Below are 16,868 nucleotides of genomic sequence, written 5' to 3'. Positions count from 1 at the left end.
TAAGATGAGTAATGATTTTCAATTTATAGAAGTCGATCGTAAAGATCCAACTAAACACGCCGCTTCGAAACGTTCAACTCAATTTATTGAGATTTATCAGCCGTTTTCTCAGCCTCAAGTGGCTGAGCAGGCAGACCGTTGTTTAGATTGTGGTAATCCTTATTGCGAGTGGAAGTGTCCACTGCATAACTACATTCCTAATTGGCTAAAACTGGCCGAACAAGGTCGTATTCTAGAAGCGGCAGATTTGGTTCATGAAACCAATACCTTGCCAGAAATATGTGGCAGAGTGTGCCCTCAAGATCGTCTATGTGAAGGGGCTTGCACCCTCAATGATGATTTCGGCGCAGTCACCATTGGTAATGTTGAAAAATACATTACCGATACTGCAATCAGCCAGGGATGGCGACCCGATATGACAAAAGTGAAGCCACGCAAAGAGCGCGTGGCAATTATTGGTGCAGGGCCAGCGGGCCTTGGTTGTGCTGATATCTTAAGTCGTAACGGTGTTAAAGCTGTGGTATATGATAAATACCCACAGATTGGTGGTTTGCTGACTTATGGCATTCCATCTTTCAAGCTTGATAAAGAGGTTATGGCCACCCGACGTAGTGTACTTGAAGGTATGGGCATTGAATTTAAAATGGGCGTTACCGTTGGTAAAGACATTCCCTTTCAAAGCCTGCTAGATGGTTATGATGCTGTGTTCCTCGGCATGGGTACCTACACAGCAATGAAAGCTCGCCTACCCGGTGAAGACAGTCAAGGTGTCATTCAAGCACTGCCTTACTTGATTGGTAATACTCATCATTTAATGGGCACTGAATGCTCTGAAAACCCATATTTAAGCCTTGAAGGTAAAAACGTGGTGGTATTAGGCGGTGGTGATACAGCTATGGATTGTGTCCGCACTGCTGTGCGCCAAGGGGCTAAAAGCGTCACTTGTGCTTATCGTCGTGATGAAGCAAACATGCCAGGCTCTCGCCGTGAAGTGCAAAATGCCCGCGAAGAAGGCGTCAACTTCTTATTTAACCGTCAACCGGTGGCAATCAAAGAGCAAGATGGCATAGTCACAGGCATTGAGTGTGTAGAAACTCAAATGGGCGAAGCCGATGAATCTGGTCGTCAAAAAGCTGAAGTCATTGCCGGTAGTGAGCAAACCCTTGAAGCTGATGCCATTATCATTGCCTTTGGTTTCCAAGCCAGCCCTGCAGCTTGGTTTAGCGACTTTGGCATTGAAACCAATGAATGGGGTTTAGTAAAAGCCAGTAAGTTTGACGATAACCCTTTCCAAACAACCAACCCGAAAGTGTTTGCCGGTGGTGATATGGTACGTGGTTCAGACTTAGTCGTTACCGCTATTGCTGAAGGCCGCGATGCAGCTCAAGGGATTTTAAACGCTTTTGAAGACGCATAACTCACTTTTGCAGCCACTGACAAGCCGCGGTCAATAACACAGCTTGGGCTGATTAATAGCAAAACTTGTGATAGCAAAGCTCTTAAAGCGCATCTTTTGATGCGCTTTTTTATTTGCTGAAATTGCTACTACAGTGCTCATTCCCTGTTTGCTTTTGTGCTATATTAGCCGCCATTATTTAAATGAACTGTTTGAGACGCTAATTATGAAAATCGCTATTATCGGTGCAATGGAACCTGAAGTTGCTCACCTAATTGAATCAATGACCAATCCAGTACACTCAACTGTAGCGGGAATCGAATTCGTTGAAGGACAACTTTCAGGTAAAGATGTTGTCGTCACCCGTTCAGGCATTGGTAAAGTCGCTGCCAGCGTTGCAACCACATTAGTTATCAACAACTTTAAGGTTGACGCTGTGATTAACACTGGCTCTGCAGGTGGATTTGTTGACAGTTTAAATATTGGCGATATTGTTATTTCATCTGAAGTACGTCATCACGATGTTGATGTAACCGCCTTTGGTTATGAAATTGGTCAAATGGCATCGCAGCCTGCTGCTTTCATCCCTGATGAAAAGTTAGTCACTGCCGCTAAAGCGGCTATTTCATCATTAGGTGAAGCTAAGGTGATTGAAGGTTTAATCGCCACAGGTGATAGCTTTATTTGCGATCCTGAACGCACAAAAGTGATGCTGGCTAACTTCCCAACTATGGCGGCATGTGAAATGGAAGCCGCTGCGATTGCGCAAGTTTGTCATCAATTTAAGGTGCCGTTTGTTGTCATCCGCTCATTATCAGATAATGCTAACAACGACTCGCCTGTTGATTTTGATTCCTACATTGTAAAAGCAGGTCATTACTCAGCACTAATGGTCATTGCATTACTAAAAAACCTATAAAGAAGCCCAAGGTAATTTAATTTAGCCGTTATTGGCAGCAAAATGATGTCGTTCTGCCAATAGGGTTAACACTGTGGATGTGGACTAATAAGGTGCTATGACATTGTTTGATAGTTCTTTTTACCAACAGCTCATTACGGTTGATGGTAGTTTTCTAGCTAACTGTCTGGTGCTTTTTATGGCGTTGCTCATTTCTAGAGTGGCGCCAATACCTAGACATTTGCAGCCAATTGTTTTTTTTCAGCTACTGGCTAATAAATTAAGCGCGAAAGTTAACCATCCACAGCGTTCTTCTCAACAGCAAGTTACCGCCGGCCTACTCGCAACACTGTTACTGATTTTACCACTGTGGTTTAGCGTTTACTTTATCTTGTCGCTGGCAGTGTACCCTTGGTTTTTTGACTTTTTATTAGTGTATTTTTGCATCAGTGACGCAGGCTTCAGACCCATCGCGAATGACGTTGTAAACTCCCTAAAGCTTAATGATAAACAACGAGCCAAAAAGTTACTGAGCCCATGGCTAATTCAGCAAACCGATAGTTTGTCAGAAGTCGGTATTTGTAAAGCCACCATTGAAAGGCTATTAATCAGCCCAAGTTATGGCACTGTCGCCACCATCTTATTTTTTGCCATTGGCGGTGCCCCCTTGGTGTTATTTATCCATTTGCTAAGTCAATTAGAACATTGCTGGCCTAATTACGTGCCGCAATACCGCTACTTTAGCGCCCCTATTTATGCCCTCAACCAAATCATTTTTGCTCTCCCCAGTTTACTGTGGAATCTGACTTTAATTTTGCAAGGCAAATTAAAAAACGTATCAGCATTAGTTAAACAGCCAGCTCATACAGCTGGAGTGTTCGGTTACTCAAGCTTATACATTGGCAGTAAAGTGTTGGAAGTGGAGTTAGGCGGGCCGCAAAAATTTATCTTAAAACACCAATTGCAACGAGTTGAATTAAGCAAGATAAACCCATCAAGAATGCCGCTTACTCAAGATATCCGCAACGCGATCAGCTTGACATCATGGGCAATCAGCTTTTGGATTTGTTTTACCATTGCCATTCCGATTTTGTGGACCGCATTAAGGTGGTTTCAAGCGATGTAACTTTATTATAAAAAGGTTATTATACCCAGCTTAGTCATTTTTGTTGTTTGATGTAGAGGCGACTCCTTTTGTTAGATAATCTGCAAATATCTTTAACGACCCCAGGTTTGTTATTCCCAGCTATTTCATTATTGTTGTTAGCTTACACTAACCGTTTTTTCGCATTAGCAGCTTTAATCAGAAACTTAAGCTCCTCAGGTAAGCCAATTAATAGCGAACAAATTAAAAACCTTCGTCAGCGCATTAAGATTATTAGACGCATGCAAGAAGCAGGCGTCATCAGTTTTGCCATCTGTGTCATTAGCATGATTTTTATTTATTTGGGGCTGTTTGATATCGGCTCAATGGTATTTGGGGTGAGTTTATTATTTTTACTTTATTCACTGATTTTATCTGTAGTTGAAATCCGTATTTCGGTCGATGCACTCAATATCCACTTAAAAGAGCTTAGCAATGATTGAGTGGATTTACTTTTTTGACTTGTGTGGCACCGCGGTCTTTGCCTTATCAGGCGCATTAGCCGCAGGTAAGCATAAAATGGACCCATTTGGGGTAATTGTTTTGGCCTCAGTGACCGCCATTGGTGGCGGCAGTATTCGTGATGCGCTTATTGGCTCAACACCGGTGTTTTGGATCAGTAACCCTAGTTATGTGGTGGTCATTTTGGCAACCGTGATTGCCTGTTTCATTTTAGTTCGTAAACCTCATAAATTACCTAAGTTAACCCTCCCCATAGCCGATGCCTTTGGCTTGGCTCTGTTTACCGTGATTGGTGCAGAAAAAGCATTGCAACTAGGGTTATCTGGCATGTCTGCGGTGATCTTAGGTTTAATCACCGGTGTCGGTGGTGGTATTATCCGAGACTTATTATGCCAGCAAGTGCCTATGGTGCTGCGCACCGAAATATATGCCACTGCCTCTATTGTTGGCGGTATCTGTTATACCTTGAGTATTGCAGTTGGCATGGATAGCACTTACGCGCTGTTTTTGGCCATGTTTAGCACCTTGATTATTCGCTTAAGTGCAATTCGCTGGCATTTATCATTACCTGCATTCGATTTAAAAACTAAGGGCCATTAGATGCGACTCATTTTATTAGTATGCTGTTTATTGAGTAGTATTTGGAGCACTTCAAGCCTGGCTAATAGCGGCGAAATGCCAAAACAGCAGCAGCTTGCAGTGCAATACATGCAAGCATTAACCAGCCATGATTACCGCACTTTAAAGAAGTTTTATAATCGTGAAAGCGTCTTTTTTGATAAAACCGCCAATGTAAAATACACCGGCGGTCGTCATATTATCGAGTTTTTCCAGCGCGCCCATGATGGCGTTCTTGAGTATAAATTGAATATTGAGCACATGTTTAATACTGGCTCTTTAGTGGTACTCATTGGTAACTACCACCTTAGAGGCCCAGGTGATCAATTTGGCAAACCCGGCAAGATTATTGAAATCGCCGTGCCTGGTGTTACCACCTTAAAGTTCGATATGAAAACCGAGCGGGTGACAGAACAAGTTGACTTAATGGACTATCAAACCATGTCCGATCAACTTGAGTCACAATAAAGTTAACTCGCGCTAAAAACCTGTGTAGATTGCCATTATTTGGTAAATTTTACCCATAAAAAAACGGCTCATTGAGCCGTTTTTTGCTTTTAGGGATTAAGCCCCATCAGAATTTATTGTCTGCCTATACAAGCGAAACTTTAGCAAACTTGCGCTTACCTACTTGGAATACCGCGGTCATACCCGCAGTAAATACCTGACGCGTATCAGTGAGCTTTTCGCCATCCATTTTAACCGCGCCTTGCTTGATCATGCGCATGCCATCAGATGTTGAAGCAACCAGTGCCGCACTCTTAAGTAAGTTAGCAATCGCTAAGCCTTCGCCAGCTTCAAGCTCAACTTCTTCGATATCATCAGGAATAGCGCCCTTCTGGAAACGATCAATAAAGGCTTGATGTGCTGAGTCTGCTTGAGCTTGATCATGAAAACGGGCGATGATTTCTTTTGCTAAGGCAATTTTGATATCACGTGGGTTCTGACCGTTTTCAACATCTTGCTTAAATTGTGCAATTTCAGCCAATGGGCGGAATGACAACAATTCAAAGTAGCTCCACATTAGGTCATCTGAGATTGACATAATTTTGCCAAACATCTCATTTGCAGGCTCGCTAACGCCAATGTAGTTATGTGCCGATTTAGACATTTTCTTCACGCCGTCTAAACCCACTAATAAAGGCATCATGATCACGGTTTGTGGCTTTTGCCCTTCCGCTTTTTGTAGCTCACGACCCATTAATAGGTTGAACTTTTGATCGGTTCCGCCTAATTCAACGTCAGCTTTTAATGCAACTGAATCGTAGCCTTGCAGTAATGGATACATAAACTCATGAATTGCAATTGATTGACCACCAGCATAACGCTTTTTAAAGTCATCACGTTCCATCATGCGTGCAACGGTTTGTTGTGATGCTAAACGGATCATACCTGCAGCGCCCAGTGACTCTAACCACGATGAGTTAAACTCAATGCGGGTTTTTGCCGGGTCAAGAATTTTAAATACCTGCTCTTTGTATGTTTCAGCATTGGCCAGTACATCTTCACGAGTTAATGGCGGGCGCGTGGTGTTTTTACCACTAGGATCACCAACCATACCGGTAAAGTCACCAATAAGGAAAATCACCTCATGACCTAACTCTTGGAAGGTACGTAGCTTATTTAAGATCACCGTGTGACCTAAATGAATATCTGGAGCGGTTGGGTCTGCACCTAGTTTAATTCTTAAAGGACGACCTTCTTTAAGTTTTTCTAGCAGATCAGACTCAACTAAAATCTCGTCAGTACCGCGTTTAATTTCTGCTAACACTTGGTCTAAATCAGCCATTTCGGCACCTACTCCTGCAGCTTGGATAAAAAATAAGACGCCTATGTTACTTGTTAGCCACAGTAATTGAAAGTGTGTACACTAAGGGGATTACAACGAAAAAGAGAAATTGGTACCTAGGTCAATGGCAAAGTTTATCACTTTATTTAAATTGCTCCCTAAAGTGCACCAAATTGCACTGTGTTCATTAGTTATTCTCACGATAGTTATCGTGTTATTCCCATCAGATAATGCCCAAGCATCCAAACAAGCTAACACTGGTACAGTTGATATTTCCGATAGAATTGGCATCCAAGACCCTTTGTCTGAAGAAGGTCATGTCAGCAACAATGACAAACAAAGCCAATACTCTGTACCGCTGGCCTTTAGAACCCCTACCCCGCCTGGAGGCAGCGCCCCAGCAAACACTATAACGGCAAGCAATAATGATGCTCAGCTTCGCCCTTCGCAAGAAAGTAATCCTATTGCTGATTTAAACCCATTAATGACAGCCTCAGACGGCTTATTAGCCACCCAAGCAGATGTTGAAAATGCCGTACCCTATCGTGAAGCAGATTTACTGTCACATAAAACCTTTAAAGTCGCTAAAGGTGACACTTTTGGTGGCTTAGCCAATAGAGCAGGCTTAAGTCCAAAAGATGTTTATCAAATTACCCGTTTGCCTGTATCTAAGAAAAATTTACTCAAAATCATGCCCGGTGAAGAGATTATTGTCTCTAAAGATGCCCAAGATGAAGTGACTCAAATTAGTTATCAAATGGACAAAGTCTCTACTCTATTGATTTCAAAGTTTGATGATAAATTCGAAGAAAAGGTCAATGTTAAGTCCATTACCTTAGAAACGAAGTTCATCACCGCCAATATTAGTACTAATTTTTGGAGCGCTGCAGCCAGCGCCGGTTTATCAGCTAACCATATTATGCAACTTGCCAACATTTTTGGTTGGGATATCGATTTCGCTCTAGATATACGTAAAGACGATCATTTCTCATTGATGTTTGAAGAAGAGTTTGTTGATGGCCAATTTATTGGTACCGGCAACATTTTAGCCGCCGAATTTGTTAACCAAGGTGAGCGCTACACAGCTGTACGTTATACCGATGGCGAATATTACTCAGAAACAGGCAGTAGCATGCGAAAAGCCTTCCTTCGCTCACCTGTTGACTTTAAATATGTCAGCTCAAGCTTTAATCCGCGTCGCTTACACCCAGTCACAGGCCAGGTTAGAGCACACCGTGGGGTAGATTATGTGGCTGCTATTGGTACCCCTATTAAAGCTGCAGGTCGCGGTAAAGTGATTGAGTCAAGTTATAACAAATACAATGGTAACTATGTCTTTATCAAGCATAACGATACCTACACCACTAAATATCTGCATCTAACAAAACGCAAAGTAAAACGTGGCGAAACCGTTAAGCAAGGGCAGATTATTGGTACTTTAGGAAAAACAGGTCGCGTTACTGGCGCTCACTTACATTACGAATTTATCGTTAATGGCGTGCATCGCAATCCAAGAACCATCAAGTTACCGCAATCTAAGCCAATTGATAAAAAAGAAAAAGCGCAGTTTGATATACTCAGCAAGCAAATAATGGCTAAAATTGAGCAAAACAAGCAGCAGCATTACGCCAGTAATTAACCTGTGATGCCGCGATTGAACTAGCGTTTCTCTAGTCACCCATTCCTTTGTTGGGCTAGTTTCATACAGAATCTAGCCCGCTTCATAAATGAGCCAATACCATGGATAAACCTCAGTATTATATCGGTTTAATGTCAGGCACCAGTATGGATGGTGTCGATGCTGTTTTAGTTGATTTTAGCAATAACCAAACCCGCTTAATCGCTACCTATACGGTAGCAATTCCAGAGCATGTTCTGCATCAATTACACCGTCTATGTAGTCCTAATAATGATGAACTGAACATTATGGGCCGCATGGACAGAAGTATGGGCTTACTGTTTGCACAGGCGGTCAACGAATTATTAGCAACCACCACTATTAATAAAGCCGATGTCATAGCCATTGGTAGTCACGGCCAAACCATTCGCCACATGCCCAATCTTGAGCATGGTTTCAGCTTACAAATTGGTGATGCGGATACCATAGCGGTTACCACGGGTATTAACGTCATTGCAGACTTTAGGCGCAAAGATATTGCCTTAGGCGGTCAAGGGGCGCCGTTAGTACCAGCATTTCATCAAGCGTTATTTGCTAAAGCTCACACACCACGGATTATTTTAAATATTGGCGGCATTGCTAATATCACTTATTTGCCAGGGGAATCTGATCAGGTTATTGGATTTGATACAGGCCCAGGTAACACCCTCATGGATGCATTCATTCTGCAACAGCAGCAGCTCAGTTTTGATGAATCAGGTCAATGGGCCGCATCAGGTAGCACCAATGCCGAGTTATTAACTCACCTGTTAACTCACCCGTACTTTTCCATGGCCTATCCTAAAAGCACTGGTAGAGAGCTATTTAATCATGCTTGGCTTGAACAGCAATTGGCTGATTTTTCTCATCTAGCACTAGAGGATATTCAATCCACGCTACTTGATCTTAGCTGTCAGACAATCGCCAATGATATTAATCAACTCACGGATACTGGCGATATTTTTGTTTGTGGCGGCGGTGCTTTTAACACTGAGTTGATGCAGCGTTTAGCCATGCTGGTGCCTAACTTTACCCTGTCAAGTACCACAGCAATCGGTATGGACCCCAAATGGGTTGAAGCCATCGCCTTTGCCTGGCTTGCTATGAGACATCACCACGGCTTAACGGCCAACTTACCCGCTGTGACTGGCGCAAGTAGAGCGGCGATCCTAGGCAGCTTTTACAGCGCTATTTAGTAAGTGAATAGATAGCAATACTAGTACCTAAACTCGCTATCAAAACTCGATATCAAAGCGATGCATATAACTGAACAAAAGTGAGTGGGGTTTCACCCACAAGCTTTGTTCAGCGTTAATACTTTTTCTTTAAATTCCCTCTCTTGTACAAAGTCACATTGTAATAACGGGAAATTACTGCTTAACTCTTTGTAGTGATTAATTTTTGTTCACACAGCAGTATTCAATTTAAATTAAGGAAGGTTAAATGAGTATTTCGCAAAAAATGTTTGCAGAGTTTCTAGGAACCTTATGGTTAGTGTTAGGCGGCTGTGGTAGTGCGGTATTGGCCGCGGCTTTTCCTGAAGTAGGTATTGGGCTATTGGGCGTATCCTTAGCTTTTGGTTTAACCGTACTCACCATGGCATTTGCCATTGGTCATATTTCTGGCTGCCATCTAAATCCAGCAGTTTCATTTGGTTTATGGGCTGGGGGTCGCTTCCCCGCATCTGAGCTAGCGCCCTATATTATTGCCCAAGTGGCTGGCGGTATTGCTGGCGCAGGTATTTTATACCTTATTGCCACAGGTCAAGATGGCTTTAGTTTAGCAGGCGGTTTTGCCTCAAATGGTTTTGGTGAGCACTCTCCTGGTGGCTACAATTTAACGGCGGTATTAATTACTGAAGTGGTAATGACGTTATTCTTTTTATTAATCATCTTAGGTGCCACAGACTCTCGTGCTCCTGCGGGGTTTGCCCCGATTGCGATTGGTTTAGGGCTAACGTTAATTCATTTGATCAGTATTCCAGTATCAAATACCTCAGTTAACCCTGCTCGTAGCACTGGGCCTGCATTATTTGTCGGCGATTGGGCGGTATCTCAGCTGTGGTTATTTTGGCTTGCACCCATTGCAGGGGCGATTATTGCAGGTTTGATTTATCGCTTTTTTGAAAAGCCAGCTGACAATACATAAGCACACTCATTAGCCACTGAGTCACGAATAAAAGAGCACCTTGAGTGCTCTTTTCTTTTTCAATCTAAAAGTCGATGTTATCATGAGCCACCGACGGGATTTGGTAACGCTAAAGCTTGCTCTTTAGCTGCTCAATTTAGCCAATACCGCAACCTATTTACTTATTTTATTGAGAATACACCATGAGTAGCAAATCAAAATCTATTGCCGACCAATTAAACATGACCCCAGAAGCAAGATACGATTACCTTGTTGAGCAAGTTAAGCAAGAGCAGCAAATCTGGAGCCTACAAGATCAAGATGGCTGCGTGATGCTCACCACTGAAGATGAAGATTGTATTCCAATGTGGCCTTCTGAAGATGCGGCAAAATTATGGGCTGTTGATGAATGGAGTGATTGTGAACCATTATCAATTCCACTTAATGAATTTCAACAGCGTTGGGTAAGCGGTATGGAAGAAGATGATTTATTCATTGCCGTATTCCCAGTTCATGAAGATTTGGGTGTAGTGATCCCACCATTTGAACTTGATTCACGTTTAACGCCGAAAAAGCAATCAAAGCACTAACTCTTAAGCAAAACATAATTCTTAAGCAAAACATAATTCTTAAGCACAAACATAATACTTTAATACAGATATAAACCATGACAGATAAAAATGTGACCACAAGCGAGATATGCCCTGATAAAGATAATACTCCCGCAATGGAGCAAAGCGCTGAAAGCCAAACTAAAGCTGTTTTCCCTAAAAGGTTAATGGCTTTATTGGCGGTCTACGTTATCTCGTCCGTCAGCGGTTTAATGGCCCAGCAAGGTGTATTGCTCTGTATATTGACCTTAATGATGGTGCTCGGTATTACAGGACGTCAAAAAGCGGCTTTATACATGCTTCGTGGCTACGGGATCTTGCAGCTGGCCTTATATAGCATGCTACCTGTCATTATGTATGATCCTGACAACTTAGTCGCTGGGCCGACTACTTTTGATTTTGGCTTTATGCAAATGGTACTGCCTGATTGGATTATCTTTACAGCGCTAATTATTTTGGCATTAATCCAAGTGTGGATTAGCTTTAATGCAAAAGTGCTGAAGTGGTTTAAGCCGCGGATGAACTTCAATATTATTAGTTGATTTGATAGTCAATTTAAGACACAAAAAAGCCGTCACATGACGGCTTTTTTATTGGTCTCAGTTTAGCTATTAAACTGAGAAACTGGCCCCACAACCACAGGTTGTTGTTGCATTTGGGTTTTTCACGAAGAAACGTGACCCTTCTAAGCCTGAAGTGTAGTCAACTTCACCGCCAACAAGATATTGAAGACTCATAGGATCAACAACCAGTTGTACCCCTTGCTTTTCAATAGTGAAGTCACCTTCATTCACTTTTTCATCAAAAGTAAAACCATACTGGAAACCTGAACAACCGCCTCCAGTTACGTATACTCGAAGTTTTAATTCAGGATTCTGCTCTTCTTCTAGCAGCCCTTTAACTTTAGTTGCCGCAGCATCGGTAAATTGGATTGGCATTGCTGCATCTGTTTGTTCAGTCATTACTACCTCTAACTTCAGTTTCAGATCGGGATTATCTATTACCTGACTAATTTGTTCAAGTATTACCCTTAGTTCTTTTTTAGCTTTCTAGTAACTCTGCGATATCGAACGTTTGCTCAATACGTCCACCTCGTACCCCGCGGGCAGCTGAGACTAGCACTACCGCTTTTACACGTTGTAAAGCAAAGCCTTCTGGCAGGTTCATTTCAGTATCAAATATTTGAAAGTAGCGAAAACCAAATGCAAATTTTTCAATATCAATGTCAGATAATGAAATTTCAACTTGCTGTTCATGTTGTAAACCCACCAACACAATATCTGCAACCCCTTTAACGCTGGTTTTACGCTTTTGGTTTTGGGTCAAAATTAATCTTAATTGATAACTATTGGCGACTAAGCCTTTTGACAGTTCGAGACCATGGATAGCAATGCCATCCACCTCTTTTTCTGGTGACACTAAGCTGCGATAAAATGCTAACTCTTGTTCGATAGTTTTTTGCTGTTGCAGTTGTTCTTTGAACATGGTTTGCATGTTGCTATTGGCTTTTTCAGCAATTGATACTGCCATTTCAAGCCGTGAAATCACCAGAGATTGTTTCTGGTAAGCCGTTTGTAATGCCTGAATTTCTTCCGCATTAAGCTCGGGTTCTATCACTTCTGACATAACAAAATGTTGGCTCAGCACCCCAATGGTGAAACTAATCACAATCAGCCCAAATAAATACAGACCTGAAGTGCGCTTTTTTCGTTCTAAAACTTGCAAGCGGTTCAGCAAGCGACGATAATTTAACATTAGGTAACAAGCCTTTAATAAAATACTATGCTAACAATATGCCCACAGATGGAAGTTAGGCAATAAAGTGCAATTCAAGTTTAGTAAAGCCGCTATTATTCACACCAAAGCAGTTACACGCAAATATCTTCGTAACGATTTGAGAGATAAACTTTCTCAAGCGAAAATTAGTGTGCAACTTTGTGCGTTAGCGCTTTTATTTGCTCTCATTACCTCCGGTGTGATCATCTTATTTCGCTTAACCTTGAACTGGGCACAAGTGTATACCCTTGCCGAAGCCACCCATTTCACTGACACAGTCAGTGATTGGCGCACTTACTTACCCATTTTAGGCGCATTACTTATTTGGTTGGTGGCTGGTATTGGTTCCAAACGCTATCGCCGTATGGGCATTGCCTATGTCTTACACCGATTCAAATTACATTACGGCAAAGTGCCGTTACCATCGGCTGCGGGTCAGTTTTTTCAAGCATTAATTGCGCTAGTGGCAAATTTTTCAGTGGGTAAAGAAGGCCCAGCTATTCACCTTGGCGCGGTGAGCGCGAGCTTTTTAGCTGAAAAATTTAAATTGCCTGACAACAGTGTGCGCATTATGTGTGCCAGTGGCATTGCTGCAGGTATCGCCGCCATTTTTAACGCGCCATTAGCCGCTGTATTATTTGTATTTGAAGTGATTGTGCGCGAATACAAGATTCATTACTTCTTTCCGATCATGCTTTCAGCCATATGTGGTGCATTATCAAGCCAGTTAGTTTTCGGCAATATTCATGAATATGACTTAATCAACGTCACTCGTATTCCGTTAGATCAATACCCAATTCTTGCCATAGGCGGTATCGTTTTAGGCTGCACTGCGGCGCTGTTTAATCACTCATTACTTAAAATGACCGCCATTGGTCAGCATTGGCCTTTAATTTATCGATTAATGATTGCCGCGGTCATCACCACCTTAATCGGCTTAATACTGCCACAAGCACTAGGCTCTGGTGATTTAGCCATTGAAGCCGCCATTAGCGAGCATCCAAGTTTATGGTTTTTAGGCGCATTGCTTGTGGCTAAAATAATCGCCACCATTGCTGCAATCAGTTTTGGCATTCCTGGTGGCTTAATTGGCCCCTTGTACGGAATAGGGGCATTAATTGGCGCCATGTTAGCCCTTGTTAGTGCGATTTTTTTCCCGTCAATTGCGCCTTATGTTGGCCTTTATACCGTGATCGGAATGACGGCGATGATGGGGGTGTGTTTAAGTGCGCCACTAGCCGCATTAGTGGCACTATTAGAGCTCACCAATGACGCTGCGATTATTTTACCTGCCATGTTTGTCACTATCCCCGCCTTTTTGATTGCCTATCAGGGCTTTAATACCAATTCGGTTTTTTTAAAACAATTGGACATTATGGGGCTTGGCTATAAAGTGCCGCCGGTTAATCTTGGGCTGCAAAAGAAAGGCGTACGGGCGCTGATGGATAAACGCTTTGTGATCGTTAATGACGATAATGACTTACTGCTTGAAGTCATGAAACGTGCGCAAGGCCGCCCAGTGATGGTACGTAATGCTGATAACCAAATTGAAATGCTCAGCCTTGAGATGCAGTCCTTTGAAGATAAAACCACCCTTTCACGGCATTTGATGCACGGCGTTGCTGATACCGCAACCTTAAATGAAGTGTACGAGCTATTGTCACTAAAACGCAGTGGTGAAGTGTATATTTATCAGAATAATACCAATAATGTCGTTGGGGTCATTAGCTGGGCAAACCTATGGCAAGAAATCCGTTCTGGGCAAGTATAATTGGCGTGAGATCTTAAATAACAGAAATAATCATTAGCATGATTTAATATTGGTTCACTCTCTGTTAAAATCTCGCCTCAGCCACCCTACATAACCACTGAGTAGATAGTTCTATTTACTCGCCTAATAATTGGAAATCAGGCTGATGACACAGTTTACAGGTTCTCACATCCTTTCAGTTAACCAACTGAATATTGATTCAATCAACACTATTTTCAACGTTGCCAATGATATGACCCCTTATGCACTTCGTGAAAAACGAACCAAAGTGCTTGATGGCGCCATTTTAGGTAATTTATTTTTCGAACCTAGTACTCGCACTCGAGTCAGCTTCGGTTGCGCATTTAATTTACTTGGTGGCAACGTAAGAGAAACCGTCGGCATGGGCTCATCCTCATTGTCTAAAGGTGAATCACTTTACGATACTGCAAGAGTATTATCGACTTATTCAGATGTTATCGCTATGCGCCACCCGGACGCTTTTTCAGTTAAAGAATTCGCACAAGGCAGCCGCGTTCCTGTGATAAATGGCGGTGATGGCGCTAACGAGCACCCGACACAGGCTTTATTGGATTTATTTACCATTCAAAAAGAATTGGGGCATCACGGACAAGATATCAGCGGCATGCACATTGCCATGGTCGGTGATTTAAAACATGGTCGCACGGTACATTCCTTGTCACGTTTGTTATGCATGTATAAAGATGTGAAGTTCACATTAATTTCACCAACTGACTTAGCAATGCCTGACTATGTGATCAGTGACATTGAAAATGCTGGTCATCAGATCACAATTACAGATCAGCTAGAAGGTAATTTACATCAGGCTGATATACTCTATTTAACTCGCATTCAGGAAGAGCGATTCCCTTCACAAGATGAAGCGGATAAATATCGCGGAAAATTCCGTTTAAATCACAGTATTTACACCAAACACTGTAAATCTAACACTGTGATAATGCATCCATTGCCAAGAGACTCTCGTGCTCAAGCCAATGAATTAGATAATGATTTAAATAGCCATCCTAGTCTGGCAATTTTCAGACAAGCTGATAATGGCTTACTTATAAGAATGGCACTTTTTGCTCTAACACTTGGGGTTGAAAATCAACTACAACAATACGAGTGCCCCGTTAATTGGTATTCACGCAAAGCCGATAAATAATTGGCTAACGACTTAAAAGGATTACACATGACCCGCTCAGAAGCGCTTTTTGAACAGGCTAAACAAACCATCCCTGGTGGCGTTAACTCTCCAGTCCGTGCATTTAATGGTGTCGGTGGTTCGCCACTGTTTATCGAAAAAGCCGATGGTGCATATATCTTTGACGCTGATGGTAAAAAATACATCGATTACGTTGGTTCTTGGGGCCCAATGATCCTTGGCCACAATCACCCACAAATTCGCCAAGCAGTATTAGACGCTGTGGAAAATGGCCTTTCATTTGGTGCGCCGACTGAACTTGAAGTCAAAATGGCTGAAAAAGTGATTGAGATGGTGCCATCAATTGAACAAGTTCGTATGGTAAGTTCTGGTACTGAAGCGACCATGAGTGCGATTCGTTTAGCACGTGGCTTCACTAACCGTGACAAAATCCTTAAATTTGAGGGTTGTTACCATGGCCATGCTGACTGTTTATTAGTAAAAGCAGGTTCTGGCGCGTTAACTTTAGGTCAACCTAGCTCACCAGGTATCCCTGAAGATTTTGCAAAGCACACACTTACCGCGGTTTATAACGACCTAGATTCAGTACGTGCTATCTTCGAGCAACACCCTGAAGCGATTTCTTGTATTATTCTTGAGCCAGTTGCTGGCAACATGAACTGTATTCCTCCGGTTGCCGGCTTCTTAGAAGGCCTGCGAGCAATTTGTGATGAATTCGGCGCATTGATGATCATTGATGAAGTAATGACAGGCTTCCGCGTGTCTAAAAGCGGCGCTCAAGGTCACTACAATGTGAAACCAGATCTTACTACCCTAGGTAAAGTAATCGGTGGCGGCATGCCAGTGGGCGCTTTTGGTGGTCGTAAAGATGTGATGCAGTTTATTGCACCTACTGGCCCAGTTTACCAAGCAGGTACTTTATCAGGTAACCCAATTGCGATGACTGCAGGTCTTGCACAAATGGAAGCCCTTTGCCAAGACGGTCTTTATGACGAGTTAGCAGCAAAAACTAAACGTATTGCAGAAGGCTTTAAAGCCGCTGCAGACAAGCACGGTATACCACTTAACATTAACTATGTTGGCGGCATGTTTGGCTTCTTCTTCACTGAAGACACCAGCCCTATTACTAGTTTTGATCAAGTGACTAAGTGCAACATGGAGCATTTCCGTAACTTCTATCACCTTATGCTAGATGAAGGCGTTTACTTAGCACCAAGTGCTTATGAAGCAGGCTTCTTATCAATGGCTCATGGCGAAGAAGAACTTGAAATGACCCTAGCGGCAGCAGATAAAGCTTTTGCGGCGTTAAAAGCACTGTAATCGCCCGATAAAATAAAAGGGGTTGATAGCATTGCTATCAACCCCTTTTTTAACCAAATAAGAACAAAGTTGCAACAACCCTGTTTATGTGATGAAATTCCGCGCACTGAAACAAACCAATATTAACTTGGTTT

17 protein-coding genes are annotated in these 16,868 nt (G+C 42.5%); 14 read left to right on the top strand and 3 right to left on the bottom strand.

Annotated features, from left to right (window positions below):
• Positions 1 to 4: 4 nt before the first annotated feature.
• From Q4533_RS00345 to Q4533_RS00320, 6 genes are all read left to right on the top strand, one after another.
• Positions 5 to 1,417, top strand: coding sequence for an FAD-dependent oxidoreductase (locus tag Q4533_RS00345; protein WP_102439252.1), 1,413 nt, complete (start codon positions 5 to 7; stop codon positions 1,415 to 1,417).
• Between the two features lie 205 nt (positions 1,418 to 1,622).
• Entirely contained in the window at positions 1,623 to 2,315 is a 693-nt protein-coding gene (locus tag Q4533_RS00340; protein WP_102439253.1) for a 5'-methylthioadenosine/adenosylhomocysteine nucleosidase, read from the top strand.
• A gap of 103 nt (positions 2,316 to 2,418) precedes the next feature.
• Entirely contained in the window at positions 2,419 to 3,420 is a 1,002-nt protein-coding gene (locus tag Q4533_RS00335; RefSeq protein WP_303501296.1) for a cobalamin biosynthesis protein, read from the top strand.
• Between the two features lie 80 nt (positions 3,421 to 3,500).
• Positions 3,501 to 3,881, top strand: a complete 381-nt coding sequence (locus Q4533_RS00330; RefSeq protein ID WP_102439286.1) for a DUF2721 domain-containing protein — start codon at positions 3,501 to 3,503, stop codon at positions 3,879 to 3,881.
• Positions 3,874 to 4,500 (top strand): trimeric intracellular cation channel family protein, encoded by a 627-nt coding sequence (locus Q4533_RS00325; protein ID WP_102439255.1) that lies wholly within the window; start codon positions 3,874 to 3,876, stop codon positions 4,498 to 4,500. The genes Q4533_RS00330 and Q4533_RS00325 overlap by 8 nt, the downstream gene beginning before the upstream one ends.
• Complete coding sequence (locus Q4533_RS00320; RefSeq protein WP_102439256.1) at positions 4,501 to 4,986, top strand: nuclear transport factor 2 family protein; 486 nt, start codon at positions 4,501 to 4,503, stop codon at positions 4,984 to 4,986.
• Positions 4,987 to 5,110: 124 nt separating this feature from the next.
• Here Q4533_RS00320 and tyrS read toward each other — a convergent pair whose 3' ends face one another.
• Positions 5,111 to 6,307 carry a tyrosine--tRNA ligase gene (gene tyrS, locus Q4533_RS00315; protein ID WP_102439257.1) on the bottom strand — a complete coding sequence of 399 codons (1,197 nt, stop codon included), beginning with the start codon at positions 6,305 to 6,307 and terminating at the stop codon, positions 5,111 to 5,113.
• Positions 6,308 to 6,431: 124 nt separating this feature from the next.
• Between tyrS and Q4533_RS00310 the strand changes: the two genes are divergently transcribed.
• The 5 genes from Q4533_RS00310 to Q4533_RS00290 all read left to right on the top strand — a co-directional run bounded on the left by Q4533_RS00310 (position 6,432) and on the right by Q4533_RS00290 (position 11,244).
• Positions 6,432 to 7,946 (top strand): peptidoglycan DD-metalloendopeptidase family protein, encoded by a 1,515-nt coding sequence (locus tag Q4533_RS00310; RefSeq protein WP_102439258.1) that lies wholly within the window; start codon positions 6,432 to 6,434, stop codon positions 7,944 to 7,946.
• Between the two features lie 101 nt (positions 7,947 to 8,047).
• Positions 8,048 to 9,160, top strand: coding sequence for an anhydro-N-acetylmuramic acid kinase (locus Q4533_RS00305; RefSeq protein ID WP_102475600.1), 1,113 nt, complete (start codon positions 8,048 to 8,050; stop codon positions 9,158 to 9,160).
• 247 nt (positions 9,161 to 9,407) lie between these two features.
• The gene (gene aqpZ, locus Q4533_RS00300) at positions 9,408 to 10,112 is read left to right on the top strand and encodes an aquaporin Z (protein ID WP_303501292.1); all 705 of its coding nucleotides are present in this window, start codon (positions 9,408 to 9,410) and stop codon (positions 10,110 to 10,112) included.
• Positions 10,113 to 10,294: 182 nt separating this feature from the next.
• On the top strand, positions 10,295 to 10,681 hold the full coding sequence (locus tag Q4533_RS00295; RefSeq protein ID WP_102519304.1) for a DUF2750 domain-containing protein: 387 nt from the start codon (positions 10,295 to 10,297) through the stop codon (positions 10,679 to 10,681).
• 137 nt (positions 10,682 to 10,818) lie between these two features.
• Entirely contained in the window at positions 10,819 to 11,244 is a 426-nt protein-coding gene (locus Q4533_RS00290) for a hypothetical protein (protein WP_102439287.1), read from the top strand.
• A gap of 69 nt (positions 11,245 to 11,313) precedes the next feature.
• Here Q4533_RS00290 and erpA read toward each other — a convergent pair whose 3' ends face one another.
• Positions 11,314 to 11,664, bottom strand: coding sequence for an iron-sulfur cluster insertion protein ErpA (gene erpA / locus Q4533_RS00285; protein ID WP_055024237.1), 351 nt, complete (start codon positions 11,662 to 11,664; stop codon positions 11,314 to 11,316).
• A gap of 79 nt (positions 11,665 to 11,743) precedes the next feature.
• Positions 11,744 to 12,457 carry a DUF6776 family protein gene (locus Q4533_RS00280; RefSeq protein WP_102439262.1) on the bottom strand — a complete coding sequence of 238 codons (714 nt, stop codon included), beginning with the start codon at positions 12,455 to 12,457 and terminating at the stop codon, positions 11,744 to 11,746.
• 67 nt (positions 12,458 to 12,524) lie between these two features.
• Between Q4533_RS00280 and Q4533_RS00275 the strand changes: the two genes are divergently transcribed.
• The 3 genes from Q4533_RS00275 to hemL all read left to right on the top strand — a co-directional run bounded on the left by Q4533_RS00275 (position 12,525) and on the right by hemL (position 16,734).
• Positions 12,525 to 14,249, top strand: coding sequence for a chloride channel protein (locus Q4533_RS00275; protein ID WP_102439263.1), 1,725 nt, complete (start codon positions 12,525 to 12,527; stop codon positions 14,247 to 14,249).
• A gap of 145 nt (positions 14,250 to 14,394) precedes the next feature.
• Positions 14,395 to 15,414 carry an aspartate carbamoyltransferase gene (locus tag Q4533_RS00270; protein WP_102439264.1) on the top strand — a complete coding sequence of 340 codons (1,020 nt, stop codon included), beginning with the start codon at positions 14,395 to 14,397 and terminating at the stop codon, positions 15,412 to 15,414.
• Positions 15,415 to 15,441: 27 nt separating this feature from the next.
• Entirely contained in the window at positions 15,442 to 16,734 is a 1,293-nt protein-coding gene (hemL, locus tag Q4533_RS00265) for a glutamate-1-semialdehyde 2,1-aminomutase (protein ID WP_102439265.1), read from the top strand.
• Positions 16,735 to 16,868: the final 134 nt, after the last annotated feature.

This window comes from Shewanella sp. 6_MG-2023 (assembly GCF_030547195.1).
GTDB lineage: Bacteria > Pseudomonadota > Gammaproteobacteria > Enterobacterales > Shewanellaceae > Shewanella.
The sequence above is the reverse complement of the archived record's forward strand: the minus strand, read 5'-3'. Positions and strand labels throughout refer to the sequence as shown.